The sequence below is a fragment of the gamma proteobacterium symbiont of Axiagastus rosmarus genome (assembly GCF_059730925.1).
Genome location: NZ_AP035926.1, coordinates 57,161 through 80,323, shown reverse-complemented (window position 1 = coordinate 80,323; position 23,163 = coordinate 57,161). Strand labels below are relative to the sequence as shown.

The window sequence follows — 23,163 nt, the reverse complement described above, 5'->3', positions numbered from 1 at the left end:
TCAGATGCGCATCGACGCGCACCTTATTAATTTGCACCAAAACGTAGCGAACGTTGTGAATAACAACCGCTAAGGTGATCTCACTGAACAGGACATTTCCCATGGCAGCACGGCAGCACCATTACCAGATTCACCTTCGCTGGAGCGGCAATCGCGGCGATGGCACAGCTTCTTATACCGCTTACGATCGTGACAGTGAATTACAGGCACCCGATAAACCGCCCATTTTGCTGAGTGCCGATCCGGCATTTCGTGGGGATAAAACGCGCTGGAATCCTGAGGAATTGCTGCTGGCGTCTGCGGCGGCCTGCCATAAGCTGTGGTATTTACACCTGTGCGCCGATGCCGGCATTGTGGTGGAGGAGTATGAAGATGCTGCCGAAGGGAACATGGTCGAGGGGGCGCGTGGCCGCTTTACCGATATCACGCTGAAGCCGCGCATCAAACTGCGCGACCCAGCGGATGCCGATCGCGCGCGGGCATTGCATCATCAGGCACACGAAGCCTGCTTCATCGCTAACTCGCTGAATTTTCCGGTAAACTGCGATCCTGAATTTTTCTGATTATGATGCGCGGGCCAGCGGCGTTTGCCACAGCCGCACGCCGTTGCGCCCGGCGCGCTTCACTTCATACAGCGCTTCATCCGCATGGCGCAGCCAGTCGCTTAACGATTCGGCGCTGACCGCAGGCGCAATACCGATACTGACCGAGCAGCGAAACTCTGCCGAGGCCGGTAAGCGCAGCTGGGCAATCTTCTCTTTTAGCCTTTCGGCCAGCTCCACCACCGATTCATCGCTGGCCTGATGCACGATAACGCCCAGCTCATCGCCGCCAAAGCGCGCCGGAATGTCCTGCAGCCCGACATAGTTGCGCAGCAGCGCCGAGATCTCGGCCAGCAGAAAATCGCCCGCCTCATGACCCCAGCTATCATTGACCACTTTGAAGTGATCGACATCCAGCAACAGCAGATAGCCGCTGCTATCGCCGCGCCGCGTGCTGAGAAATTCACTCTCCAGCCGCCGCTCAAACAGGCGACGGTTAGGAATTTTCAGGCCGGGATCCATCAGCGCGATGCGCTCCAGTTCACGGTTGCGGGTGCGTAAATGCCAGGTGAGATTGTAGGAAGCCACGCTGAGTACCAGCATGTAACAGGTGGCCAGCGGCAGCGTCAGCCAGACGGTTTGCGTGCTGAACGCCAGATGTACGCTGGTGCCATCCAGCAGCCACACCATAATAAACCCGCACAAAAATGCCTGTATGGCGGCAATCAGCTGCGCGCCGCCGCCAGCGGCATAGCGATCCGATGCCAGCACCGCCATGATGACAAAAGAGGGCATCGGGCTTAACGCCATCAGCGCTACCCAGATTCCGCCAAAGGCGGCATCCAGCGTCAGATTCTGGCGTTCGGTACCGGTTGAGTCTTCGGCACGAAGCGCACGCTGATACGCCAGCCATGGCCAGAAAAAGGCGTTCACAAACAGCAGTGCACTGAATGCCAGTCCGCGCTGCATTTCCAGCAACACCGAGAGAATCGGAAAGAAACAGAGGATCGTGCCGAGCTGACGCATGATGAACATACGACGAACGAAGCGTTTTGACCGGCGCTTCAAATGGTTTTCATCAGGCGAGTAGTAATTCATTCACGGAAAATTCAGGTCGACAAAAATGGCAGTGTATCGGGAAAAAGTCGACCTGCGGCGACTTTTTTTAAGAATTTTCGCCTTGCACATTGGCGACACGTAAGTAGGAAGCGCTTAGCCGCCAATAGCAGCAGCGGCCAGCGGGTGAAGTTCGCTGCCGCTGTGCGTGTAGTTAGCTTGCAGCTCCCTGCAAACGAAACTGGCTGACCAGCCGCTGCAGCATGAATGCCTGCTCTTCCAGCGCCTGTGCTGAATGGGATGACGCGCTGACCAGCGACGCATTTTGCTGGGTGGTACCGTCCAGCTCACCTACCGCGCGCGCGATTTGCTCAATGCCGCGGCTCTGCTCATCAGAAGCAGCCGCGATCTCCGCCATGATTTCATTCACGCGTGCGATGCTACTGACAATCTGCTCCATCGTTTCACCCGCGCGCGCTACCTGCTGATGGCCGTTACTGATACGCCCTACCGATTCGCCAATCAGTCGCTCAATATCTTTCGCGGCTCCGGCACTGCGCTGTGCCAGATTACGCACTTCGCTGGCGACCACGGCAAAGCCTCGCCCCTGCTCGCCGGCGCGGGCGGCTTCAACCGCCGCGTTGAGCGCCAGGATATTGGTCTGGAAGGCGATGCTGTTGATCACCGCAGTAATCTCGGCAATTTTCTTTGAACTATCAGAAATCTCGCCCATGGTGCTGACGACGTCATGCACCGCGATACCGCCCTGACTGGCGTTATGCGTCGCTTCCGCCGCGATCTGGCTGGCGAGACGCGCATTGCTGGCATTATTTTTCACCGTGGCGGTGAGCTGCTCCATGCTGGCGGCGGTTTCCACCACCGCAGCCGATTGCTGGGCGGTGCGCGACGACAACTCCAGGTTTCCCTGATGTATAGTGCTGGCAGCCTGCGACACATTGCTGACGCTGTGCAGCACCTCGCCAATCATGCCGCGCAGCCGCGCATTCATGCGTCCCATGGCAGAGGTGAGCTGGCCGAGCTCGTCCTGGCGATTAGTGACAAACTGCGAGCTGAGGTCGCCGCTGGCAATGCGTTCCGCCAGCGCGAGGTTGTGGAACACCGGGCGCGTAATCTGCCGGATAATGGTCCAGGCCACCAGCACGCCCAGCACTATTGCCAGGCTGCCAATCAGCAGCGAGAGCGCCGCTGACCCGTTAGCCAGTTCATCGTTACGCGCCTTAACCAGGGCGATGATCTGTTTGATCGCCGCGCTGCTGTTATCGCCCGCCACTTTGACGGTGTTTTCCGCGCCGCGCAGCTGGCCGTAAATCGCTGCCGCCTGCAGGCTCAGATCTTTGAAACGTCCGGTATCCTGCCATAGCGCGTTAAATCCGCCCTGCTGCTCCGCCGGCAACTGGGTCAATAGCGTGTTCATGTCCTGCCCGGCGCGCTGAAAATCATGTTCCAGTTTATTGCGCAGTGCCTCGCTGACGTTGAAGCGCAGCGCCCAGGCCTCTTCGCGCACATTACTGATAGCAAACAGCAGCTGATAAATCTGGTTGGTGACTTCGGGTGAGCTGACGGGGGTCCGGATTAGCCCGGTATAGCGCGACGTCATGTCCTGCTGGCTCAGCGCATCCAGCTGGCTGCGCAGCTCGTTGAGCTGTTGGGTTGCCTGGGTCATGGCGGTGATGCTGTGCTGAAAACGGGCAAGTTGGCTGGCGACATCGTTGAGCAACCCTCTGGCGTCCGCCGTCCACGGCAACTGCTGGGCCTGCTGCGTCAGTTGCTGTGCGTGCGTGACGTAATCCGTCATGGTGCCGCCCGCTTTGTCCTCGCCGTACAGGTATTTAAGACGATTGATTTTGGCCTGAAAGACTTCAATGTTGATGTCATAAATCAGATTGGTTTTCTGATAGATGTCGTGAATCTGGTTGAATCGTTGCACGCTGAGCGCTGTGGCCAGCGCCACCAGCAGCAGGACGATGCCGAAGCCCGCCGCCAGCTTGCGCGTAATGCGCACATTCCGTAATCGGGAGACCAGTCCCATGTCTCGCTCCTGTCATTGTTGTTTTTGTTAAGTTTGCAGAAGGGGTTATCGGACCGTAACGGGAATTGTTTACTGTTGCGGGGCGAAAATGTGCTGTGTCATAAAAGCGGTCCTGCCAGAGTAGCCTATTCATAGCAAGGCCGGCGATTTCAGCCTGAAATCGCCAGCCATGGTGGGCAATTACCAGCGAGTTGCCAGCATATCAATGACGAAACGGTACTTCACCTCGCCCTTCAGCATACGCGCGAAGGCCGTTTCGATCTCTTCACCGGCGATCAGCTCAATATCTGCCGTGATGTTATGCTCGCCGCAGAAATCCAGCATCTCCTGGGTCTCTTTGATGCTACCGATGGATGAACCGCTGATGCTCAGACGGCGAAACACCAGCGGCGTGACGTTCGGCGACTGATGCGGTTGGTCAGGAATGCCGACCAGCACCAGACGACCATTGGTCTTCAGCGTCGCGAGGTAAGGATCGAGATCGTGCGGTGCCGCCACGCAGTCAATGATGAAATCAAGCGAGGTCTGGCATGCCGCCATCTGCGCGGCATCACGCGACACCACCACGCGCGTCGCACCAAGACGACGTGCGTCAGCACCTTTTTCCGGCGAGGTAGTAAACAGGGTAACCTCAGCGCCCAGCGCGCTGGCCAGTTTTACCGCCATGTGGCCCAAACCACCCAGCCCCACTACCCCGACGTTATCGCCGGCTTTGACGCCAAAATGGCGCAGCGGTGACCACACCGTCACGCCCGCACACAGCAGCGGTGCCACGCCCGCCAGCGCCAGATTTTGCGGGATCGACACGACAAAATGCTGATCGACCACCACATTCTGCGCGTAGCCGCCCCAGGTGCTGTCGCCGGTGTATTTATCGATGCCGTTGTAAGTGGCGGTGAAGCCCGCTTCGCAGTACTGCTCTTCCTGCTGCTGGCAGAAGTGGCAGGCACGGCAGGAATCCACCATCACGCCCACGCCAACCACATCACCGGCTTTGAAACGCGTAACCTGAGTTCCGGTCTCCAGCACGCGTCCAACGATCTCGTGGCCCGGCACCAGCGGATAACGACTGACCGCCCACTCATTGCGTGCCATGTGCAAATCGGAATGGCATACGCCGCAGTAAAGAATTTCAATTTTTACGTCCTGCTGCTGCAGCGGACGCAAGGTAATCTGGCCGGCAGCCAGCGGTTGCGCTGCATCCTGCGCCACCAGTGCGTTAATTTTCATGATGCCTTCCTCAAATTCTGATGTGGGCTGAATGAAGGCGGCAGACTATAATCAACGCGGTGCAGAATTGATAGTAGTCACCATTTGGTGACCATAAAGGAGAGTGCGATGCCTGCCTGGGTTGATGGCAAACTGGTTTTCTATGCGGATTCGCCACCGCGCCGTCTGATGGATCTGTTTTCGGTGAAATGGAGCACGATGGTGCTGCACGCGTTGTATCACTGGCCGGGACAGCGCGCCCGTACCGGTGAACTGCAGCGTAGCCTGCAGGGGATTTCGAAAAAAATGCTTTTTCAGACACTGAAAGAGCTGGAGCAGCGCGGCTTAATTGCGCGTCAGGTTTACGAAGTGATTCCACCGAAAGTGGATTACCGGCTGACCGCACTGGGGATGACCTTCGCCCGGCCGATTGAGCAGATGTATCAGTGGGGATTAGAAAACCAGGCGGCACTGGATGAGATGGAAGCTAACCTTCGCGCGGCAGGCGGCACGCCGGCGGAAAACGCCCGCCCTGCAGCGTCATCCGCCAGTGAATAACCACGCGCGGGTCGCATACTGTTCGTCGCGGCGCGATTTATCTCACACTAAATAGCGCCGCGGTTCGTGGATCGATCCGGTGACCGTTAACCAAACGGCGTTTCGCGTGCCAGCAGGCGGGCGATGACGTTGAGAGCGCCCTCGTCGTTATTACTTTCCGTCCGATACCGCGCGACGGCTGCCACCGGTGCAGCGGCGTTGGCCATGGCAAAGCTGTAACAGGCCTGGCGCAGCATTTCGATGTCGTTGGCGCTGTCGCCAATCGCCAGCACTTCACAATCATCAATGCCCCACTTCTCCTGCAGCAGCGCGATGCCGTGCGCCTTATGACAGCCGGGAATGATTAAATCGACAAAGCCAAATCCGCTGGAGACCGGATGCATGATGTTTTCAATCGCGTTCAGTTCGCTGTGCAGACGCGCCAGCAGCGCCTCGACACCTTCGTGTGCCAGATTCAGCGAAAACTTGAAAATGGTATCGTCGATATCGTACAGGCTGTCGCGCTTCTCCAGCCGGCGATAGTGATTGGCCAGCATGGCGACCACCTCATCCGGCATTGACTTGTGCACATAAGCCCCGTTGCGACCGCACACCACGGTGCTGATCTCCGGTTCTTTGGCGAGAATATCCAGCACCTGATGAACACGCTCCGGCGCCAGCTCGCCGCAGAAAATTTCTTCGTTGCTGTCGGACACCCAGGCACCGTTTTCAGCCACGAAGGCGATCTCATCTTTGATAGCGGGAAAATAGTGCTGCAACTGATAATACTGATTGCCGCTGGCGACCACGAAACGGATGCCTTTCTCCTTCAGCAGCGCGTACTGGCGCGCAAAACGCTGCGCGTTGTACTGCTTATTGTCATCGAGAAATGTCCCATCCATATCCACCGCAATCATTTTTACTGCCATCATGCTCTCCCGTCTCTGTGTGCCGTCAATCCATCCGGCTTTACCAAGGTTTTATCAAGCTTACTCGCGGTGTGGATTAATGAGAATGTGAATAATGAGTTTGTTAACCGCTTTCAGAGATTTCCAGCCCATTTTTTACTGCAATTCGGCCCCTTTTTCTCTGATCCAGGCACAGAACATGTCTGCCATATCGCGTGCGTAAGCCTGAATTTCTGCTGCGCTGCGCGGCGATTCGGAAAAATGCTTGCCGACGTCACCCAGCGTACTGTTGATTAAATCCGCCGCCCGCGCCACCTCAGCTGCGTCACGCTGCGGCAGCAGCTGTTGCAGAAATTCGCACATCACATTCTCGCCATTGGCGCGCGCGGCCTGCACTTCCGGCGCATCCCGGTAAAGCGGCGCGGCATCATTCAGTGCGGTGCGCATCGCCGCCTCTTCACACTCTGAGTGCAGGAACGCCCAGGTCAGCTGATGCAAGCGCTGACGCGGCGTGGATGCGCTGTCGCGCAGAATCGAACCCAGCAGATCGCCGGTTCGCTGCCACTCTTCGCTCTGCAGACGGAAAAGGATAGCGGCCTTGTTGGGAAAATACTGGTACAGCGATCCAATACTGACGCCCGCCCGTTCGGCCACGCGGGCAGTGGTAAAGCGCGTGGCACCTTCCTGCTCCAGAACCTGAGTCGCCGCCTGCAAAATGGCTGCTACCAGCTCACTGGATCGCGCCTGCTGCGGCTTTTTTCTTTCAGAAATCTTAGCGTTACGTTGTGCGGCCATCGTCTGCTCCTGAACGCGAATAGTGAAATGCGAGTAATTAATCGTATTCTGTTCCTGACGCAAAATCCACCTTCTGATGCAGGAACCCCGATGATGAACACCCTGACTTCCGCGCCGCTGGCGCCGCTGCTTAACTATCTGTTTGAGCTGGCGGATAACATGGCGCATCCCACCAATGAAGCGTTTCGCGTGATGTCCGATGAGGAGCAAACGCGTCTGCTGCAGAGCAAAACCGATTACCGCGAACTCTACGGTCATTTAAAGGATGTGCCGCTGGCGGTCTCACGGCAAACCGGCAAACTGCTGTATATGCTGGCGCGCAGCAGCCGGGCGCAGCATATCGTTGAGTTTGGTACCTCGTTTGGTCTCTCCACCCTGCACCTGGCGGCGGCGGTGCGCGATAACGGCGGTGGCCGCATCATCACCAGCGAGTTTGAACCGGGCAAAGTGGCGCTGGCGCGCAATCATTTTGCCGATGCTGGCGTCAGTGACCTGATTGAAATTCGCGTGGGCGATGCGCTGGACACGCTCAGTCAGGACCTGCCAGCCAGCGTTGATATGCTGGTGCTGGATGGCGCGAAGGCGATCTATCCGGAGATTTTGCAGCTGGTGCAGCCCTGGTTGCGTCCGGGTGCCCTGATTGTGGCCGATGATGCCGATTTCAGCCCGGAATATCTGGAAATGGTCCACGGCAGCCGCCTCTATACCTCGCTGCCTTTTGCTGATGGCGTCGAAGTTTCAATGTGGCTGGGATCGCCACATAAAGGCGCTTAACAGCGTCACGTTTATGTTATATCGTTACAATACCGTGCTCTGATTGAGGTTGCTGCGATGAAGGTTACCGTTCCACTGTTAGTGATTGCTTTTGCTTCGGCGAAAGCGGGGGCATTTCAGGCGAAAATCGATCCGTTAAAGCTGGCGCTGAAACCGGCTAACGCGCTCGCCAGCACCGATCAGGCGCAGCCGCTGGCGATTGCCGAAGCGCATGCGCGCCTGGCGACGGCGGTGAGCGGCTGTCAGTGTCCGTTCTGCACCCAGATGCGGCTGGTGAATACCGGGTTATGATGATAGGTCCGTCGCCGCACAGCCCGCTGCGCGGCGACGCTTCAGTCAAACCATGGCTGGAACGGATCCGGCAACTGTGCCCAGCCGTCTGGCCCCAGCGCCATCTCCTCATCGGTCAGTAACGCATAGTGCAACTGCTGACGCAGCACGGTTTCATCCATATCGATACCGATGATCACCAGCTCCTGCCGCGCATCTCCCGTGCCTTCATGCCAGTTTTCGCGGATGTAATGCAGCGTGTCTGCGTCCTGCGGCCAGCGATCTTCAGGCACGCAGGCCCACCACATCCCGGCCAGCCCCTGCCGCGTGACGCCGCCGGCCTGCGACCAGGATCCGGCGTGACGCGGGCGGGTTGCCAGCCAGAAATATCCTTTCGACCGCACCACGCCCTGCATGTGCTGCGTAATCACCTGGTAAAAACGCTGCGGATGGAAGGGACGACGCGCGCGGAAAACAAAGCTGCGGATGCCGTACTCTTCAGTTTCAGGCGTGTGCTCGCCGCGCAACTCTTTCAGCCAGCCGGGGGCCTGTGCCGCAGCATCGAAGTCAAACAGGCCGGTATTCAGCACCTGATCAAGCGCCACCTGACCAAACTGCGCGCGAATAATCCGCGCACGGGGATTGAGCGAGTGCAGAATCGCGGTCAACCGTGCCTGCTCCGCCGCATCAATCAGGTCGGTTTTGTTGAGAATCAGCACATCGCAAAATTCAATCTGATCGATCAGCAAATCGACCACCGTGCGCTCATCCTCCTCGCCGAGCGATTCGCCGCGCGAGCGGACGCTTTCGCTGGAATCATAGTCACGCAGGAAATTGTAGCCATCTACCACGGTCACCATGGTATCCAGCGCCGCCACGGCGGACAGGCTTTGCCCCTCTTCATCGGCAAACGTAAAGGTTTCCGCCACCGGCAGCGGCTCAGAGATGCCGGTAGATTCAATCACCAGATGATCAAAACGCCCCTCTTTTGCCAGCCGGTTGACCTCCAGCAGTAAATCTTCGCGCAGCGTGCAGCAGATGCAGCCGTTGCTCATTTCCACCAGCTTCTCGTCGGTACGTGACAACGCCGCCCCGCCCTCGCGCACCAGCGCGGCATCAATATTCACTTCCGACATATCGTTGACGATCACCGCCACGCGGCGGCCTTCGCGGTTGTTGAGAATATGGTTAAGCAAAGTGGTTTTTCCGGCGCCGAGAAAGCCAGAGAGTACGGTGACCGGCAGCCGCCTGAAGCCGCCGTTTGTGGATAAAGCTGACATAATCACTCCTGAATAATGACATCACGCGCACCTGAAGGGGTGCTGATATCGATATGTTATAACATAACAATATGCAGTGTCATGATCGTCGTGCACTTTTTGTGGGGATTTTGCCTTTCAGGGAAAGCGAACAGCGGGCCGGGCGCCCGCTGCGGGCAATTACAGGTTGTCCGGATAGCTCAGTTCGATGGCATCGTCCGGCAGTTGAGTGAAGGTTTTCACGAGGGTATGGAAATCCGCCACCGGTTTGAGATCGGCAAACTGCTGTGGATAGAGATCCTTCGCGAGGATTTCCATGCCGATAATGTTGTACGGGTGATTGTAGAAGTGATGATACACCCCGTATACGCGCCCCTGCTTCACCGGCGCGATTTGCGCCAGGCCGGTACGCTGCAATAACGTCTGGAACGTGGCACGTACTTCCTGCGGCTGCACGCCGTAACCAAACGGCAGCACGTTGCTGTTTGGCCGCTTTGAACCGGTCATGATGTAAACGTCCGGTTTCATGGCGATGATTTTTTCCAGCGCGACAAAGCCGGCATTGCCTGGCAGCAGTGCCGAACCAATATTTTTGCCGCCGACCGCTTCTACCAGCCCACCCCAGCCATTATGGCTGTGGGTAAAGCAGCAGTTATCGCTGTTACCGGCAATGGGTTCGATAAATACCGTGGGTTTGTTTTTGACCTTCGCAACGGCTTGGGTGATGCGGTCGAAGCGCTGCTGGTAAAAATCGGTGTAGGCTTTGGCTTCGCTTTCGCGGTTCAGCACTTTGCCCAGCAGCGTGACGCTCGGGGCGGTGTTTTGTGCCGGATGCAGTTCATAATCGACGAACAGCACCGGGATGTGCAGGTTGTTCAGCGTGCTCAGCACGCCGGATTGTTCCAGCGCCGGCTTAGCGCGCAGCTGTGCAATCATCAGATCCGGTTTCTGCGCCAGCACGCTTTCCAGATTAACCTGGCCCTGATCGCTGAAGCCCATATCGACAATTTTTGTCGCTTCAGGCCAGCGGCGCTTTAGCATATCCCAGGTTTGCGTATCCTGCTTTTTCGGCAGATTGTTCCAGGCCACGACACGTTTAAACGGATTGTCGCGATCGAGCAGCGCCAGCGTCAACACATCGCGCCCATCCTGCAGAATGATGTGCTGCGGTTCTTTGCTGATTGTTTGCGTGTGACCATCCATGTCGGTGACGGTGAGCGGATAGTCAGTCGCGCAGGCTGCGGTTGAGACCAGAATCCCCATTGCCAGTAACAGGCGCGTTTTCATGCCAAAACTCCGTGGTAAAAGAAATAGTTATTATTATCAATTACCTTAACACAACCTTAATCACGGCAAAATAAGCCCGACGGCACGCGGTTGTAAGCGAATAATACGGCGCCGGGAGCCCGCCGCATTAAGCTGTAGCGAAGCAACGGCTCAGGTGAAATCAGACAATTTTTGCCCGGACGCGATCAGCTCCTGCAACAGCATCTGTCGGCGTTCCGCCGGGGTATCACGACTGACCATAAAGCAGATCGCCGCGACCGCCTGGCCGCTGCGCGAGCGAATCGGTGCAGCCATACAGCAGGTAAAGCTTTCGGACAGACCTTCGGTCATGCAGTAGCCCAGCTGGCCGGCTCGGTGAATCTCTTCAAGGAAGGTCTGCTTATCGAGAATCTGACCACTGGCCAGCCGATAATCCTCCTCCGGAATCAGGTCGAGGATAGCGCTGTCCGACCAGTTACTCAGCAGCAAACGACCGGTCGCCGTCCAGGTGATCGGCACGCGCACACCGATATCAGAGGTGATTTTAAACGGATGGGCGTTGCTCTCCGACAGCACCACGGTGTATTTGTTACCTTCCAGCATACACAGCTGGACGGTTTCGCCATGACGCGCCACGATCTCAACCATAAGCTGATGTGCACGACGGATTAGATCGTTGTGGGCCATGTAGTCCGCACCGTAATAGTGCATTTCACGACCGAAAAATACGGCACCTTCCGCATCAAGCTCAACCAGACCCGCTTCACTCAGCAAACTGACCAGTTCATAAATACTGGAGCGCGGTGCACCGGTCGCTTCGATTAAATCCCGCATCGCCATAGGCTGACGCGCGATATGCAGCTGGCGAAAAATATCAATAACCCGGTCAACACCGCGTGCCCGGGACGTTTTTTCATCCGGCATACGCTCACTCCCCTGTCGTTATGGTGCTACTCATCTGCGTTTAAAAAGAGCTGCATGATACACCCGGCAAACGGAATTACCCATCCCCACAATAATAAAAATCTTTCCGGCGAATTTATTTATCATGCGCTATTTTCGGGCCCCATTGTGGCGCATAAAAAGGATGAGCCTCACTGTTAATTTCGATAGCGGTCACATTTCCATTCAAAAAAATCAGGCACTGGATTTTATTTTGCGATCGCACCAGCACGGCAAAAAATTAATTGCCGATTGGCATATTGCAAAAAAGCAACAGCTGTGCAAATCTCGTCCTATCCGGTATTGCAGATAGCAGTCTGGTATATCAGACAGAAACAGAAGTGTGCAAAGGAGCAGAAATACATGACGATCAAACGTTATGGCATTGAGGGCGGTACCGGTACCGGCGGGCAAAAATTGCCGTTCGCCCGCGCCGTGGAGGCCGATGGCTGGCTGTATATCTCAGGCCAGACGCCGATGCGCGACGGCGAAGTAGTAGAGGGCGGCATCATCGAACAGACACAGTTAGCGTTCGACAACTGCCTCACCATCATGCGCGAAGCGGGTTATCGCGTGGAGGATGTGGTCCATGTGACGGCGGTGTTGACCGACGCGCGTTATTTCAGTTCTTTCAACAAAGTATTCAGTGAGATATTCAGTGGTCATCCACCGGCGCGTATTTGTAGCGTGCAGGATTTAGTGGTCGACTGCAAAGTCGAAGTGGACATGAAATGTTTCCGCGCCGATCGTAAATAAGTAATACCGTTCAACCAGGCTGCGATGTTCATTTTCTTCGCCAACACCAGGCCAGCCTGATATTAATTAGTGCATTTGCTTTTTCAAAAAAATAACCCGAAATACGCGGTGCGGCCGCTGCGCTGGCGATCGTCTATTAAACGGGTGATGCGGAATAACGCCGTCTCGTCAAACATTTAAAGAGAGCATAAAGATGAATGCAACATCGCTGAAATTAAGTGCCAAAACCGTGGCCGGTGCGCTGGTCTTGCTGGCGATAGCAGGCTGTACGCCGACCGAAGAGAAAAAAGAGGCTGGCGCCGCGCCACAGTCGGCGCTGCAAACCGTGCTGCAGCGCGGCACATTGCGCGTCGGTGACTGCCTGAGCTTCGCACCGTTCGGTTTTTATGACAAAGACGGCAACCCGGATGGTTACGACGTTGACCTGGCGAAAGCGCTGGCCAAAGAGATGGGCGTGAAGCTGGAAATGGTCAACACCACCAGCGCCAACCGCATCCCTAATCTGCAAACCAACAAAGTCGATGTGGTGTTTTGTAACTTCACCCGCAATCTGGAACGTGCCAAAGAGATTGGCTTCACCCATCCGTACGTAGTAGCCAGTGAGGCAATGCTGGTGCGCAAAAACAGCGGCATTCAGTCTGCGCATGACATGGCCGGCAAAACCATTGCCACGGTGAAAGGCTCGACCAATGGCGACGAAGTGCGCAACCTCGGCATCGACGTGAAAATCCAGGAATACGACTCATCCCAGGCGGCGATTCTGGCCGTCAAACAGGGCCAGGCCGATGCGATGATCGAGGATAACAACTTCCTCGCTTACCAGGCGAAGCTCGATCCGTCACTGGCCGTAACTAACGAAGCGCTGGTACCACTGGAGTACAACGCCTTTGGGGTGAAACAGGGCGACCAGGTATGGACCAATTACCTCAACGAATTCCTGTTTGAAATCAACGCATCCGGTGAGAACGCCCAGCTGTATGAGAAATGGTTCGGCAGCAAACCGCGTTATCCGCTGAATCCGCAATACTGATTGTCCGCCCACGGCGCAGTCGCACAGGCTGCGCCGCCTGAAGGAGTCATACCATGAGTTATCAATGGCTAACCCTGTGGCGTTACGCCGACACCTTTCTGGAGGCCGCGTGGCTCACGCTGCAGGTTACCCTGCTGGCGTTCGCGCTGGCGGTGGCGCTCGGTCTGCTGGCCGCACTGGCGAAATCTTCACCGCTGGCGCCGCTGCGCTGGATCAGCCACTGTTATGTTGAATTCATCCGCAATACGCCGGTGCTGCTGCAAATTTTTATCATCTTTTTTGGCCTGCCGTCGCTCGGTATCACCATGAGCGCCTTTACCGCCGGGGTGCTGGCACTGGGGATTAACGTCGGTGCCTATTTGTCGGAAACCTTCCGCGCCGGTATTCAGTCCGTGGCGAAGGGTCAGCTGGAAGCGGCCTATATCCTCGGCATTCCGCGTCACCAGATTTTTCTCAGCGTGGTGCTGCCGCAGGCTGCTCGCGCCGTCTGGCCGGCGATCATCAATAACCTGATTCAGCTGCTACTCGGTACGTCGCTACTCTCGGCAATCGCCCTTCCGGAGCTGACCGGTACCGCCACGGTAATTAACGCGCGCACCCTGCTTTATATCCAGACTTTCAGCGTCGTTGCCCTGGTGTATCTGGTGCTAAGCAACCTGTTTTCATGGCTTGGCACCGTGGCCGGACGCCGGCTGTTCCACCCGCCGCTGGTGACGCCGGTAAAAAAGTCCGGCTGGCGGTGGGCAAAAAAATGGCTGATTAATCCAGTGAAACGGGAGAATGCGTTATGAGCGAACTTATCATTAGCTCGCTGCCAATCCTGCTGAAAGGGCTGGTCATCACCTTACTGCTGTCCATCGCCGCTATCGCCGGCAGCACCCTGCTCGGTTTACTGGCCGCGGTGCTTCGCACCAGCCGTCTGCCGATCGCCAGAGAGATTGCCGTGCTGTACACCGAGCTGTTTCGCGGCACGCCGGTGCTGATCACCCTGATGTTCATTTACTTCGGTGTGGCCTATTTTGGTTATGAAATCAATCTGTTCGCCGCCGGCATTCTGGGCCTGAGCATTTATCAGGGCGCTTACATTGCTGAAGTGTTCCGGGCCGGCATTGAAGCCGTGCCGAAAGGGCAGTGGGAAGTGTCGTGGATCCTCGGATTATCAAAACGCCAGACGTTTCTCAGCGTAGTGCTGCCACAAACGCGCGGCATCGTACTGCCGCCGCTGGTGGGCCAGTATCTTTCGCTAATCAAAGATACGTCGATTGTCAGCATGATCGGCATGTCGGAGCTGATGCACCAGGGGCAGGCGATTGTTGATCGCATTGGCCAGCCGGTGGTGGTTTACGGCCTGGTCGCCCTGCTCTACTTCGCTGTCTGCTTTCCGCTTTCCCGTTGGGTTCAACATCATCAAACCAGGAGCCAGTTATCATGAGCAAATCCGCCATTACGCTGAGCCGTATTACCAAATCCTTTGGCGCAACTCAGGTACTGAAAGAGATCAGCCTGGACGTGTCGCCGGGCGAAGTGCTGGTGCTGATTGGCGCCTCCGGCTCGGGAAAAAGTACCGTGCTGCGCATTATGAGTGGTCTGGAAACCGCCGACGGCGGCGAAATCTGGGTCAATGAAGTACCGCTGCACGACCGTAAACGCAGCAGTGAAATTTGCGGCCACGTCGGCATGGTGTTTCAGCAGTTCAACCTGTTCCCCCATAAAACCGCACTCGGCAACGTGACGCTGGCGCTGATCAAAGCGCAGAAGCTGTCCGAAGCGGAAGCGAACAAACGCGGCATGGCGGCGCTGACGCGCGTTGGCCTGGCGGAGCGCGCGCATCACTATCCGGCTCAGCTTTCCGGCGGCCAGCAACAGCGTGTGGCGATTGCCCGCGCGCTGGCGGTCGAGCCGAAAATCATGTTCTTCGATGAAGCCACCTCCGCACTCGATCCCGAACTGGTTGGTGAAGTGATGGAAGTGATGCGCAGTCTGGCCCGTGAAGGCATGACCATGGTGGTGGTGACGCATGAGATGGGCTTTGCGCGTAAAACCGCCGATCGCGTGGTGTTTATGGACCAGGGGGTGATCGCCGAACAGGGTTCGCCGGAGCAGATTTTCGTTAATCCGCAGAATCCGCGCACCCAGCAGTTTTTATCGCGCGTGCTTGAACACTAACAGGAGGCAGGATGTCGATTCACTTCCCTTTGCAGGCCGACGGCGCGCTGGATGCGCTGCAGCCTGCGCCGCGGTTTAAATCAGTGGCCGGAACGGGCAATCAGCCGCTGGCTAACGGCACGCCGGTGTTTAACAGCCCTGAAGTTTTCTCACCGCTGATGCTGATGAAACAATCGGCGCTGGAGAATAACCTGCGGCAACTGGCGGCGTTCTGCCAGGAAAACGGCGTGATGCTGGCCGCGCACGGCAAAACCTCGATGTCGCCGGCGATTCTGCGCCGTGCCGTCAGTGAAGGCGGCGCCTGGGGCCTGAGCGCAGCGACGCCGGCCCAGGTGCGCGCACTGCGCCAGTTTGGCATCCGCAACGTGTTTCTCGCCAATGAACTGGTGGATCCCGCCGGGATCCGCTGGATTGGCCAGTGGCAACAGCAGCATCCCGACCACGGCTTTCTCTGTTATGTGGATTCGCTGCAGGGCGTAAAACTGCTTGAGCAGCATCTCGGCGGCGCGCAGATCGCCGTACTGCTGGAGATGTCGGTCAGCGGCGGCCGTACCGGCTGTCGCTCGCCGCAGGCTGCGCTGGAAATCGCCCAGGCAATCCATGATAGCCGCTCACTGCAGCTGGTGGGTGTGGCCGGTTATGAAGGTGCGCTGGGTGCCGGACGCGATGCCGCAGGCGTGCAGCGGGTGAAAGATTACTGCGAGATGATGATCGCGACCGCCGCGCTGCTGGCTGAACACCAGCTGTTTGCCAGCGGAGAAATTATTCTCAGCGCCGGCGGTGGCGCGTGGTTCGATGTGGTCGCGGCCTGCTTCAGCGCGGCACAGTTGCCGCTGCCGGTCACGCCGCTGATTCGATCCGGTGCGTACATGGCACACGACAGCGGCTTATATGCACGCATTGCCCCCTTTGCGCAGCCGGGAGCAACGCACCATTTCAGCGCCGCACTGGAGATCTGGGGCCGCGTGTTATCGCGTCCGGAGCCGGGGCTGGCCTTTGTCGATTTCGGCCGGCGCGATGTGCCGTTCGATCAGGATCTGCCCAATCCGCTGTGGATTCGTCAGGCGGACGGCAGCGCACCGCGCGCGGCTACGCATTTGCGCATCACCGACGTCAACGATCAGCACGCTTATTTGCAGTTACCGGCGGACGATCCGCTGCAACCGGGCGACTGGATTGGCTGCGGCATTTCCCATCCCTGTACCGCATTTGACAAGTGGCGTTATTTACCGTTGGTGGATGATGACTATTACGTCACCGATTCACTGGAAACCGCGTTCTGACGCTTTTTCAGCCACAAAAAAGGCTGCCAGTGCTGGCAGCCAGTTCTGGCACATCCCTGTGCGACCATGCGGGTCGGCGTTGTGCCTTCAATGAACACATAATAACACAGATTATAATTAGCAGGCTAGTTATTTATTGCCAGCGCCAGCTTCACCGCGTCCTGCGCATGGATTAATGTGGTATCGAACAGCGGCACCGCCGCATCCTCCGCTTTAACCAGCAGCGTGATTTCGGTACAGCCAAGGATAATGGCTTCAGCCCCTTGTGCCACCAGCTGAGCGATGATGTCACGGTACTGCGCGCGTGATTCTTCACGGATCACGCCGAGGCACAGCTCCTGATAAATAATGTCGTGCACCGTTATACGTCCGGTAGCGTCCGGTACCAGCACCTCGATGTCATATTGCTGCTCAAGGCGCCCTTTATAGAATTCCTGCTCCATGGTGAACGCGGTCGCCAGCAGACCGACGCGTTTCACGCCGGCCTGACGAATGCGTTGTGCCGTGGCGTCAGCGATATGCAGCAGCGGAATGCGGGTGGCCGTGGTGATCTGATCGGCGACTTTGTGCATGGTGTTGGTGCACAGCACAATGAAATCCGCCCCGCCCTTCTCCAGGCTACGGGCGGCTTCGGCCAGGATTTCACCGGCCTGCTGCCATTCACCGGCGACCTGCAATTTCTCAATTTGCTGAAAATCGACGCTGTACATCAGGCTGCGCGCCGAGTGCAGTCCGCCCAGCTGTTGCTTTACCTGTTCATTGATGATGCGGTAATAGAGCGCGGTGGATTCCCAGCTCATGCCGCCAATCAGGCCAATCATTTTCATCAGTTACCGTTCCCCACGGAAATTAGCTCGTCTGGCACTGTACGGTATTCAATGAAGGCTTGAAAGCATCGCGGCGCTGAACCGCATCGCAGGCACAAAAAAGCCCGGGATAACCCGGGCTAAGCACGTTAACGGAGAAAAGGATTGTTATTATTTGTACAGCTCAGCAGTCATGTCCACGCCGTTGTCTGCGCGGGCGCTGGTGATTTTGTAGCTGTCCGCACCACTCGCTTTAGCCTGAGCGGCAACCTGGGCTTCAGCGCTATCCAGCGTGCTGCCGTGAACGGAGATGCTTTCAGCGGCGAAGCTACCGAAAGAGATCATAGAAAGAGCAGCAACAGCAGCTATGGTCAGAGTTTTTACGTTTTTCATGGTCATATTCCTTCAATGTTTGGGTCAGAGCTGAATGCTCTGCATGGGAGTTATAGTAACCATTGTTATTATTACCGACCTAACAAAAAGTGCGATCTTAATCACACTATGTGCGGTTTTGCTCTGCCAGCGGCTGCGGCCAGCGCGCGCCAGGAAAGAGCGACAGACGGATATTGAACAGATGAAACAGCGGCGCAAACAGCGCATTTTCCTGCTGCGCCGCCGCCTCCAGCCGCAGCAGTAACACATCAAGCTCATGCAGCAGCGCAGGCGATGGCGTGCTGTCCAGCGTTTTCAGCCGCTGCTTAAGAAACTGGCTCAGCTCGTGAAACATGGCTGCGCTTTCTATCTGGTTCGCCAGCAGCAGGTGCCGATGACGGGTGTAATAGTCATAGCAGTTAGCCCCGAGCCAGGCCTCCGCAATCAGGTTACCGCCCGCCACCAGCTCCGGTGCCGGATCGACGCGTTTACGCGGCAGAATCACGTTTACTCTGTCCAGCGTGCGTGCGACAAATTGCTGCCGCGCCGTCAGCGTGGCGGTGTTCATGCGCAGCGCGGTGATAAACTGCAGCAGATCGCGAATGCCTTTACGCAGCGCACGCGTGGCCGTCCATGCCGGGCGTTTGTTGCGAATCAGCAGCGTCAGCACCAGCGCAACGGCAATGCCCACCAGCGTGGAGATCATGGCATTCACTATAAGCTGCAAGTCGGGTTTGAAATGGTGGCTCATGCCGATCAAACCGGGGATCTGCGTGGCAACGATGAGACCGATCAGGTTGGTGGACGGATTGGCAATCACCAGCCCTAAAGCAAATAATCCCGGCGCGAGGCAAATCACCAGCGCTTCAAACGTCACCGCCTGTGGGATCAGCAGCGTGACGTAAATCAGGCTGATCGCCATGGAGATTAGCACGCCCTTCAGAAACAGCTTCATTGGCGCGATGGGGCTATCCAGCCCGGCGAAGAACGAACACAGCACCGCCGCCATCATCGGCGCGGTTGAACCATCACGCCAGCCGCTGCCAATCCAGAACAGGCAGCTGGCAAAGGTGGCGATAAAGGCAGTAAAGCACGACAGGAACAGCAGACCTTTATCGACATGTTTGTGCGCGCGTGAGGCCTTGCCCGGTTTCACCGCTGGCGTCCAGTCACTGACGCGCTCGCTGACGCTGTGGTAAGCATCAGCAATACGGACAAAGTTGAGTAACCGTTCCAGCAGACCGATGAGCAAAATGCTCTCTTCACTGTTAAGCCGCCCTGCGCGCCAGGCCTGCTGCAGCTGTTCCTGAGCGTCGGTGAGGCGATCGCGCACCGGCTGCTGCACATCACCGTTCAGCCATTGTAAAAATTGCTGAAAGGCCGTCGCGACATAATCGGGAAAGCGGATCTGCTGCTGTGCCAGCAGATTCAGACGCGATTCAATGGCGGTGAGCGTCGGGATAAGGTACGACAGATGCTGATACTGCACGCTGACCAGCCGCACCAGCCGCCGCGCGGCATCCCCTTCATAAACGCAGTGGGTGATCAGCGTTTCGACGTTAAGCGGATAGTTGGCCATCTGCACCAGAATATCCTCGCGCTCCAGCGATTTTGCCGCAGGCATCGCCGTCATCAGCTCGCTACACAATTTACGCGCGTTCTGATACCACAGCCCGACGCTCTGTTCGAGCAGATGGCGCATCGAAACCGGGAAGATCAGCCGATGCACCAGGCTGCTGCAGACAATCGCCACGGTGATTTCCTCAATGCGGGAAATTACCGTATAGGTAATGGCGCCGGGCGAGGTCACATCGGGAAAGCCCATAATGGCGGCGCTGTAGCCGGCCAGCATAAAGACGTAACTTTTTGGCGTGCGGTCGTGCAGCGAGAGATACAGGCAGACGGCAACCCAGAGTGAAATACACAGGCTGAACAGCATCGGCGACTGGACCGTAGCCGGATAGATCAACAGAGTAAACAGCCCGCCCAGCACGGTGCCAAAAAAGCGAAACACCGATTTGGACACCGTCGAAGCGGAATAAAGCTGCGAGGCAACATACACGGTGGTCAGTGACCAGGCGGGTTTGTCCAGGTTGAGTTCCAGCGCAAGATAAAAAGCCAGAAAGGCGGCCAGACAGGTTTTGGCAGAGAACAGTACGGCGCTTCGGGAAAACCACTTCATAGAACGGGAGCAACCTATAGCAGGCAACGTTATCGCTTATCCTGACAGAAGCCTGCGGCGTTGACATTTTGATTTGTTATACAAATTATTACCGTGCTAATTATCCGGTTCTCTATGCAACTTGCCCATTACAGTGAATGCTGATGCAGGCTGAAATTAGAGTTATAAGCGATATTAAAAAGTTATTTATTGGTTATATAACAACTTTGCCAGGATGGAGAAAAAACCACGAGAGACGCCCCATGAAAGCACAACGTTTTGCCCTGAGCGCACTGGCACTCAGCTTCGGCCTGCTCGCCACGCACGCCTTTGCCGCCAACCCGGAAACCGTCACCATCGGTTATCAGAAAGCCAACATTTTTGCACTGCTGAAATATCGCGGCACGCTGGATGAGACCTTAAAAAAAGAGGGTATCGCGGTGCGCTGGGTGGAATTCCCCGCCGGCCCGCAAATGCTGGAGGGGCTCAACGTGGGCAGTATCGATCTGGCCGCCACCGGCGATGCGCCACCCGCCTTCGCGCAGGCGGCAAAAGCCGATCTGATTTATCTCGGACATTCACCCGCCAACCCTAAAACCGAAGCCATTGTGGTGCCGAAAGACTCACCCATCAAAAGCGTGGCCGATCTCAAAGGCAAACGCGTTGGCCTGAACAAGGGTTCAGACGTTAATTATCTGCTGGTGAAAGCACTGGAAGATGCCGGGCTGAACTATAAAGATGTCACGCCGGTTTACCTGCCGCCGGCCGATGCGCGCGCCGCCTTCCAGAAGGGCGCAATCGATGCCTGGGTGATCTGGGATCCTTACCTGGCTGAGGTCGAAGCCAACGCCGGCGCGCGTGAAGTGCGCAACGCCGAAGGTCTGGTGCCGCACTACACCTTCTATCTTGCCAGCCGCCCGTTTGCCGAAAACCACCCGCAAACGGCTAAGCAGGTGGTTGACGAGTTGAGCAAACTGAGCAACTGGGCCAATCAGCATCAGGATGAAGCCGCCGCGATTCTGGCGAAATCCACCGGTCTGGATAAATCCATCTGGCAGACCACGCTGCAACGCCTGCCTTATGGCGCGTCACGCATGTCACCGCAGGTGTTTGCGGAACAGCAGACGCTGGCGGACACCTTCACCCGCGTCGGCCTGCTGCCGGTGAAGGTTGATGTGCGCAGCGCGACCTGGTCGCTGGATAAGAAATAACCTCTTTAAGTTCTGGCGATTTGGCGCCCTGACCTGAAGCGGAGTAAGCCTGTTTTCCACGGCCGGACGGTAAGTTACCGCATCCAGCGGGAAAACTTATCGCCCTCCGCTTAACCTTTCACAAGGAGGGCATGCCGGCTCATCTGATCACATCGACCGGTACCTGACGTTTATTCAGCTGATTTTCAGCTTAAACAGCCGATTCATTGCCACCCGGCCTGAATCGGTTACGTTGACTTCACGGTATCCCTGTATACGCTTTACCCATTCTTTTTGCAGGAAAAGCGTAAACAGGGCTGAGCCCGCGTCACCGCCGAGGTGGAAACGCCTTTCACTCCAGTCCAGACAGGGGCAACAGGGCTTGCGCCGTGTGCGGGAGTTAAGTAAAACGCCCATGTTCTCAAAATGGATTTTGCCGGCTGATGTCAGTCCCGAACCCTCTGCTTCCAGCCAGTTTTCCCTAAGCATAAAGTCATAAATTTCGACAGCAAGCTCGCCTGCCAAATGGTCATAGCAGGTGCGTGCATAACGCAGATGAAGCGGCGTACTGGAAACGGGGGCCTTAATGGTCCCCATGGAAACCCCCATCAGGTTTTCCAGCAATCCGGCGATAGGATGGCCAGCCAGACTGTAATAGCGATGACGACCCTGCATCATGCAAATGACCAGACCGTTGTTGAGGAGTCGGTTCAGATGCCCGCTGGTTGTCGAGGCTGCTATGCCAGCCACTACGCTAAGTTCGGTCGCTGTCCATGCGCGCCCGTCCATCAGCGCGCACAGAATAGCCACCCTTGACGGGTCTGCCAGCGCAGATGCCACCATTGCCATTGATGTTTCAAGGACATTATCCGGCTCACTTTCGCGCGTTTGGTTAACAAGGTTCATTCAGAAGCTACTGCCCATTTTCGGGTTACTTCGGCTGCCCGGACATCATCATCCGTAATGAGAATGAGCCGGTTATGGTGGTCGCTGTACTGTACCAGAATATTGATGCCGTTCCGGGCAAGCGTGTCAGCGATTTCGCCCAGCTCTCCGGGACGTTCCTGCGCTAATTTTCTGACCAGAGGACGACATAGGTTGCCGACTTCAAAACCGGCTTCAGTTAATACCGTGCGCGCTTTATAACCGTCTTCAACCAGAAAGTGCGCATGTCCGCCTTCCGGTGTTGTAAATACGCCACCTCCTTCAAGACCCACACCGTTTTTCCCCAATACACTCCCCAGTAAACCCAGCGAGCCCGGGCTATTTTTGAGAATAACGTGAATGTCATGCATGCTGATTGGTTCCCTTTTCAGAAGAGTAATCACGGAAAACGCTGGCTACCCGTATTCTGTAGAATGAAAAAATCGACTGCCTGCCTTCTTGCTGCGCGGCCTGATGCATCACATTGCGTTTCCACCCGGCGACAGCATCCTCATCTTCCCACCAGGACAAAGAGAGGATCTTGCCGGGCGTGGTCAGGCTCTGGAAGCGCTCAATGGAAATAAATCCAGGCGTGTCGGATAACAGAGGTTTCAGCTCAGAAGCGAGCTGAAGATATCGCTCCTGAGCTGCTGGCAGGGCTTCTGCCTCAAAAAGTACTGCAATCATGTTCCGCTCCGTCGTTTATTTTCGGGCAGCTTAATGAAGACGAAACCATGTTGCTTCGGTCAGTACCGAAGTGTGTTTGTTAGCGAAGCCATCGGCATGAATAAGCGATAAACAGCAAGCTCAGGAGTTAAAAGGCGGGAATGGGGATCCACTGGCAATGACCGCTTCTGCTACAAAGCG

At 56.6% G+C, this 23,163-nt stretch carries 25 protein-coding genes; 11 read left to right on the top strand and 14 right to left on the bottom strand.

The window, feature by feature from the left end; genetic code table 11:
* The first annotated feature begins 101 nt into the window (after positions 1-101).
* Positions 102-563: an OsmC family protein gene (locus tag AC6I8F_RS19820; protein ID WP_058770475.1), complete on the top strand. Its 462-nt coding sequence runs from the start codon at positions 102-104 to the stop codon at positions 561-563.
* Here AC6I8F_RS19820 and AC6I8F_RS19815 read toward each other — a convergent pair whose 3' ends face one another.
* The 3 genes from AC6I8F_RS19815 to AC6I8F_RS19805 all read right to left on the bottom strand — a co-directional run bounded on the left by AC6I8F_RS19815 (position 564) and on the right by AC6I8F_RS19805 (position 4,878).
* A complete protein-coding gene (locus AC6I8F_RS19815) occupies positions 564-1,640 on the bottom strand; it encodes a diguanylate cyclase (protein ID WP_021508737.1) in 1,077 nt (358 codons plus the stop codon). It abuts the gene before it with no gap.
* Positions 1,641-1,812: 172 nt separating this feature from the next.
* A complete protein-coding gene (locus AC6I8F_RS19810) occupies positions 1,813-3,648 on the bottom strand; it encodes a methyl-accepting chemotaxis protein (protein ID WP_498028943.1) in 1,836 nt (611 codons plus the stop codon).
* 180 nt (positions 3,649-3,828) lie between these two features.
* Positions 3,829-4,878, bottom strand: coding sequence for an NAD(P)-dependent alcohol dehydrogenase (locus tag AC6I8F_RS19805; protein ID WP_058758677.1), 1,050 nt, complete (start codon positions 4,876-4,878; stop codon positions 3,829-3,831).
* 108 nt (positions 4,879-4,986) lie between these two features.
* On the opposite strand from AC6I8F_RS19805, the gene AC6I8F_RS19800 reads away from it, so the two are divergent.
* Positions 4,987-5,415 carry a winged helix-turn-helix transcriptional regulator gene (locus tag AC6I8F_RS19800; protein WP_058770471.1) on the top strand — a complete coding sequence of 143 codons (429 nt, stop codon included), beginning with the start codon at positions 4,987-4,989 and terminating at the stop codon, positions 5,413-5,415.
* Positions 5,416-5,501: 86 nt separating this feature from the next.
* On the opposite strand, the gene AC6I8F_RS19795 is transcribed toward AC6I8F_RS19800, so the two are convergent.
* Together AC6I8F_RS19795 and AC6I8F_RS19790 are read right to left on the bottom strand one after the other, a co-directional pair.
* On the bottom strand, positions 5,502-6,323 hold the full coding sequence (locus tag AC6I8F_RS19795) for a Cof-type HAD-IIB family hydrolase (protein WP_021508741.1): 822 nt from the start codon (positions 6,321-6,323) through the stop codon (positions 5,502-5,504).
* 135 nt (positions 6,324-6,458) lie between these two features.
* A complete protein-coding gene (locus AC6I8F_RS19790) occupies positions 6,459-7,097 on the bottom strand; it encodes a TetR/AcrR family transcriptional regulator (protein ID WP_058775568.1) in 639 nt (212 codons plus the stop codon).
* A 93-nt stretch (positions 7,098-7,190) separates the two neighbouring features.
* Between AC6I8F_RS19790 and AC6I8F_RS19785 the strand changes: the two genes are divergently transcribed.
* Positions 7,191-7,871, top strand: a complete 681-nt coding sequence (locus AC6I8F_RS19785; RefSeq protein ID WP_498029029.1) for an O-methyltransferase — start codon at positions 7,191-7,193, stop codon at positions 7,869-7,871.
* A 57-nt stretch (positions 7,872-7,928) separates the two neighbouring features.
* Entirely contained in the window at positions 7,929-8,162 is a 234-nt protein-coding gene (locus AC6I8F_RS19780; protein ID WP_059010076.1) for a hypothetical protein, read from the top strand.
* 41 nt (positions 8,163-8,203) lie between these two features.
* On the opposite strand, the gene zigA is transcribed toward AC6I8F_RS19780, so the two are convergent.
* From zigA to AC6I8F_RS19765, 3 genes are all read right to left on the bottom strand, one after another.
* Positions 8,204-9,421, bottom strand: coding sequence for a zinc metallochaperone GTPase ZigA (gene zigA, locus AC6I8F_RS19775; protein WP_058770469.1), 1,218 nt, complete (start codon positions 9,419-9,421; stop codon positions 8,204-8,206).
* A gap of 159 nt (positions 9,422-9,580) precedes the next feature.
* Positions 9,581-10,687 (bottom strand): ABC transporter substrate-binding protein, encoded by a 1,107-nt coding sequence (locus tag AC6I8F_RS19770; protein ID WP_215800996.1) that lies wholly within the window; start codon positions 10,685-10,687, stop codon positions 9,581-9,583.
* A 150-nt stretch (positions 10,688-10,837) separates the two neighbouring features.
* The gene (locus tag AC6I8F_RS19765) at positions 10,838-11,590 is read right to left on the bottom strand and encodes an IclR family transcriptional regulator (RefSeq protein WP_010615761.1); all 753 of its coding nucleotides are present in this window, start codon (positions 11,588-11,590) and stop codon (positions 10,838-10,840) included.
* Between the two features lie 381 nt (positions 11,591-11,971).
* Here AC6I8F_RS19765 and AC6I8F_RS19760 point away from each other — a divergent pair, with 381 nt between their 5' ends.
* From AC6I8F_RS19760 to AC6I8F_RS19735, 6 genes are all read left to right on the top strand, one after another.
* Positions 11,972-12,364, top strand: a complete 393-nt coding sequence (locus tag AC6I8F_RS19760) for a RidA family protein (protein ID WP_021508748.1) — start codon at positions 11,972-11,974, stop codon at positions 12,362-12,364.
* Positions 12,365-12,557: 193 nt separating this feature from the next.
* Positions 12,558-13,394 carry an ABC transporter substrate-binding protein gene (locus tag AC6I8F_RS19755; protein WP_021508749.1) on the top strand — a complete coding sequence of 279 codons (837 nt, stop codon included), beginning with the start codon at positions 12,558-12,560 and terminating at the stop codon, positions 13,392-13,394.
* Between the two features lie 53 nt (positions 13,395-13,447).
* Positions 13,448-14,185 (top strand): amino acid ABC transporter permease, encoded by a 738-nt coding sequence (locus AC6I8F_RS19750; protein WP_021508750.1) that lies wholly within the window; start codon positions 13,448-13,450, stop codon positions 14,183-14,185.
* On the top strand, positions 14,182-14,826 hold the full coding sequence (locus tag AC6I8F_RS19745; protein WP_021508751.1) for an amino acid ABC transporter permease: 645 nt from the start codon (positions 14,182-14,184) through the stop codon (positions 14,824-14,826). Before AC6I8F_RS19750 ends, AC6I8F_RS19745 begins: the two co-directional genes overlap by 4 nt.
* Entirely contained in the window at positions 14,823-15,560 is a 738-nt protein-coding gene (locus tag AC6I8F_RS19740; RefSeq protein ID WP_021508752.1) for an amino acid ABC transporter ATP-binding protein, read from the top strand. The genes AC6I8F_RS19745 and AC6I8F_RS19740 overlap by 4 nt, the downstream gene beginning before the upstream one ends.
* Positions 15,561-15,571: 11 nt before the next feature.
* Positions 15,572-16,843 (top strand): alanine racemase, encoded by a 1,272-nt coding sequence (locus AC6I8F_RS19735; protein ID WP_127835079.1) that lies wholly within the window; start codon positions 15,572-15,574, stop codon positions 16,841-16,843.
* 125 nt (positions 16,844-16,968) lie between these two features.
* Here the strand turns inward: AC6I8F_RS19735 and AC6I8F_RS19730 are convergent, their stop codons facing one another.
* The 3 genes from AC6I8F_RS19730 to AC6I8F_RS19720 all read right to left on the bottom strand — a co-directional run bounded on the left by AC6I8F_RS19730 (position 16,969) and on the right by AC6I8F_RS19720 (position 20,203).
* Positions 16,969-17,670, bottom strand: a complete 702-nt coding sequence (locus tag AC6I8F_RS19730; RefSeq protein ID WP_498028942.1) for an aspartate/glutamate racemase family protein — start codon at positions 17,668-17,670, stop codon at positions 16,969-16,971.
* Positions 17,671-17,820: 150 nt separating this feature from the next.
* Positions 17,821-18,042 (bottom strand): YdgH/BhsA/McbA-like domain containing protein, encoded by a 222-nt coding sequence (locus AC6I8F_RS19725; protein WP_010615756.1) that lies wholly within the window; start codon positions 18,040-18,042, stop codon positions 17,821-17,823.
* A 106-nt stretch (positions 18,043-18,148) separates the two neighbouring features.
* The gene (locus AC6I8F_RS19720; RefSeq protein WP_127835078.1) at positions 18,149-20,203 is read right to left on the bottom strand and encodes an FUSC family protein; all 2,055 of its coding nucleotides are present in this window, start codon (positions 20,201-20,203) and stop codon (positions 18,149-18,151) included.
* Positions 20,204-20,445: 242 nt separating this feature from the next.
* On the opposite strand from AC6I8F_RS19720, the gene AC6I8F_RS19715 reads away from it, so the two are divergent.
* Entirely contained in the window at positions 20,446-21,393 is a 948-nt protein-coding gene (locus AC6I8F_RS19715) for a sulfonate ABC transporter substrate-binding protein (RefSeq protein ID WP_127835077.1), read from the top strand.
* A gap of 174 nt (positions 21,394-21,567) precedes the next feature.
* Here AC6I8F_RS19715 and AC6I8F_RS19710 read toward each other — a convergent pair whose 3' ends face one another.
* From AC6I8F_RS19710 to AC6I8F_RS19700, 3 genes are read right to left on the bottom strand one after another with little or no spacing between them, the layout of a single operon-like run.
* A complete protein-coding gene (locus AC6I8F_RS19710) occupies positions 21,568-22,278 on the bottom strand; it encodes an ArsR/SmtB family transcription factor (protein ID WP_238562220.1) in 711 nt (236 codons plus the stop codon).
* Positions 22,275-22,667 (bottom strand): amino acid-binding protein, encoded by a 393-nt coding sequence (locus AC6I8F_RS19705; RefSeq protein ID WP_058781345.1) that lies wholly within the window; start codon positions 22,665-22,667, stop codon positions 22,275-22,277. The genes AC6I8F_RS19710 and AC6I8F_RS19705 overlap by 4 nt, the downstream gene beginning before the upstream one ends.
* Positions 22,660-22,983 carry an antibiotic biosynthesis monooxygenase family protein gene (locus AC6I8F_RS19700; protein WP_127835075.1) on the bottom strand — a complete coding sequence of 108 codons (324 nt, stop codon included), beginning with the start codon at positions 22,981-22,983 and terminating at the stop codon, positions 22,660-22,662. Before AC6I8F_RS19700 ends, AC6I8F_RS19705 begins: the two co-directional genes overlap by 8 nt.
* Between the last annotated feature and the right edge of the window lie 180 nt (positions 22,984-23,163).

Excerpts from the sequence above, each read along its gene's own strand:
- AC6I8F_RS19820 (WP_058770475.1), top strand. The coding sequence starts at position 102 with ATGGCAGCACGGCAGCACCATTACCAGATTCACCTTCGCTGGAGCGGC.
- AC6I8F_RS19815 (WP_021508737.1), bottom strand. The coding sequence starts at position 1,640 with ATGAATTACTACTCGCCTGATGAAAACCATTTGAAGCGCCGGTCAAAA.
- AC6I8F_RS19810 (WP_498028943.1), bottom strand. The coding sequence starts at position 3,648 with ATGGGACTGGTCTCCCGATTACGGAATGTGCGCATTACGCGCAAGCTG.
- AC6I8F_RS19805 (WP_058758677.1), bottom strand. The coding sequence starts at position 4,878 with ATGAAAATTAACGCACTGGTGGCGCAGGATGCAGCGCAACCGCTGGCT.
- AC6I8F_RS19800 (WP_058770471.1), top strand. The coding sequence starts at position 4,987 with ATGCCTGCCTGGGTTGATGGCAAACTGGTTTTCTATGCGGATTCGCCA.
- AC6I8F_RS19795 (WP_021508741.1), bottom strand. The coding sequence starts at position 6,323 with ATGGCAGTAAAAATGATTGCGGTGGATATGGATGGGACATTTCTCGAT.
- AC6I8F_RS19790 (WP_058775568.1), bottom strand. The coding sequence starts at position 7,097 with ATGGCCGCACAACGTAACGCTAAGATTTCTGAAAGAAAAAAGCCGCAG.
- AC6I8F_RS19785 (WP_498029029.1), top strand. The coding sequence starts at position 7,191 with ATGAACACCCTGACTTCCGCGCCGCTGGCGCCGCTGCTTAACTATCTG.
- AC6I8F_RS19780 (WP_059010076.1), top strand. The coding sequence starts at position 7,929 with ATGAAGGTTACCGTTCCACTGTTAGTGATTGCTTTTGCTTCGGCGAAA.
- zigA (WP_058770469.1), bottom strand. The coding sequence starts at position 9,421 with ATGTCAGCTTTATCCACAAACGGCGGCTTCAGGCGGCTGCCGGTCACC.
- AC6I8F_RS19770 (WP_215800996.1), bottom strand. The coding sequence starts at position 10,687 with ATGAAAACGCGCCTGTTACTGGCAATGGGGATTCTGGTCTCAACCGCA.
- AC6I8F_RS19765 (WP_010615761.1), bottom strand. The coding sequence starts at position 11,590 with ATGCCGGATGAAAAAACGTCCCGGGCACGCGGTGTTGACCGGGTTATT.
- AC6I8F_RS19760 (WP_021508748.1), top strand. The coding sequence starts at position 11,972 with ATGACGATCAAACGTTATGGCATTGAGGGCGGTACCGGTACCGGCGGG.
- AC6I8F_RS19755 (WP_021508749.1), top strand. The coding sequence starts at position 12,558 with ATGAATGCAACATCGCTGAAATTAAGTGCCAAAACCGTGGCCGGTGCG.
- AC6I8F_RS19750 (WP_021508750.1), top strand. The coding sequence starts at position 13,448 with ATGAGTTATCAATGGCTAACCCTGTGGCGTTACGCCGACACCTTTCTG.
- AC6I8F_RS19745 (WP_021508751.1), top strand. The coding sequence starts at position 14,182 with ATGAGCGAACTTATCATTAGCTCGCTGCCAATCCTGCTGAAAGGGCTG.
- AC6I8F_RS19740 (WP_021508752.1), top strand. The coding sequence starts at position 14,823 with ATGAGCAAATCCGCCATTACGCTGAGCCGTATTACCAAATCCTTTGGC.
- AC6I8F_RS19735 (WP_127835079.1), top strand. The coding sequence starts at position 15,572 with ATGTCGATTCACTTCCCTTTGCAGGCCGACGGCGCGCTGGATGCGCTG.
- AC6I8F_RS19730 (WP_498028942.1), bottom strand. The coding sequence starts at position 17,670 with ATGAAAATGATTGGCCTGATTGGCGGCATGAGCTGGGAATCCACCGCG.
- AC6I8F_RS19725 (WP_010615756.1), bottom strand. The coding sequence starts at position 18,042 with ATGAAAAACGTAAAAACTCTGACCATAGCTGCTGTTGCTGCTCTTTCT.
- AC6I8F_RS19720 (WP_127835078.1), bottom strand. The coding sequence starts at position 20,203 with ATGAAGTGGTTTTCCCGAAGCGCCGTACTGTTCTCTGCCAAAACCTGT.
- AC6I8F_RS19715 (WP_127835077.1), top strand. The coding sequence starts at position 20,446 with ATGAAAGCACAACGTTTTGCCCTGAGCGCACTGGCACTCAGCTTCGGC.
- AC6I8F_RS19710 (WP_238562220.1), bottom strand. The coding sequence starts at position 22,278 with ATGAACCTTGTTAACCAAACGCGCGAAAGTGAGCCGGATAATGTCCTT.
- AC6I8F_RS19705 (WP_058781345.1), bottom strand. The coding sequence starts at position 22,667 with ATGCATGACATTCACGTTATTCTCAAAAATAGCCCGGGCTCGCTGGGT.
- AC6I8F_RS19700 (WP_127835075.1), bottom strand. The coding sequence starts at position 22,983 with ATGATTGCAGTACTTTTTGAGGCAGAAGCCCTGCCAGCAGCTCAGGAG.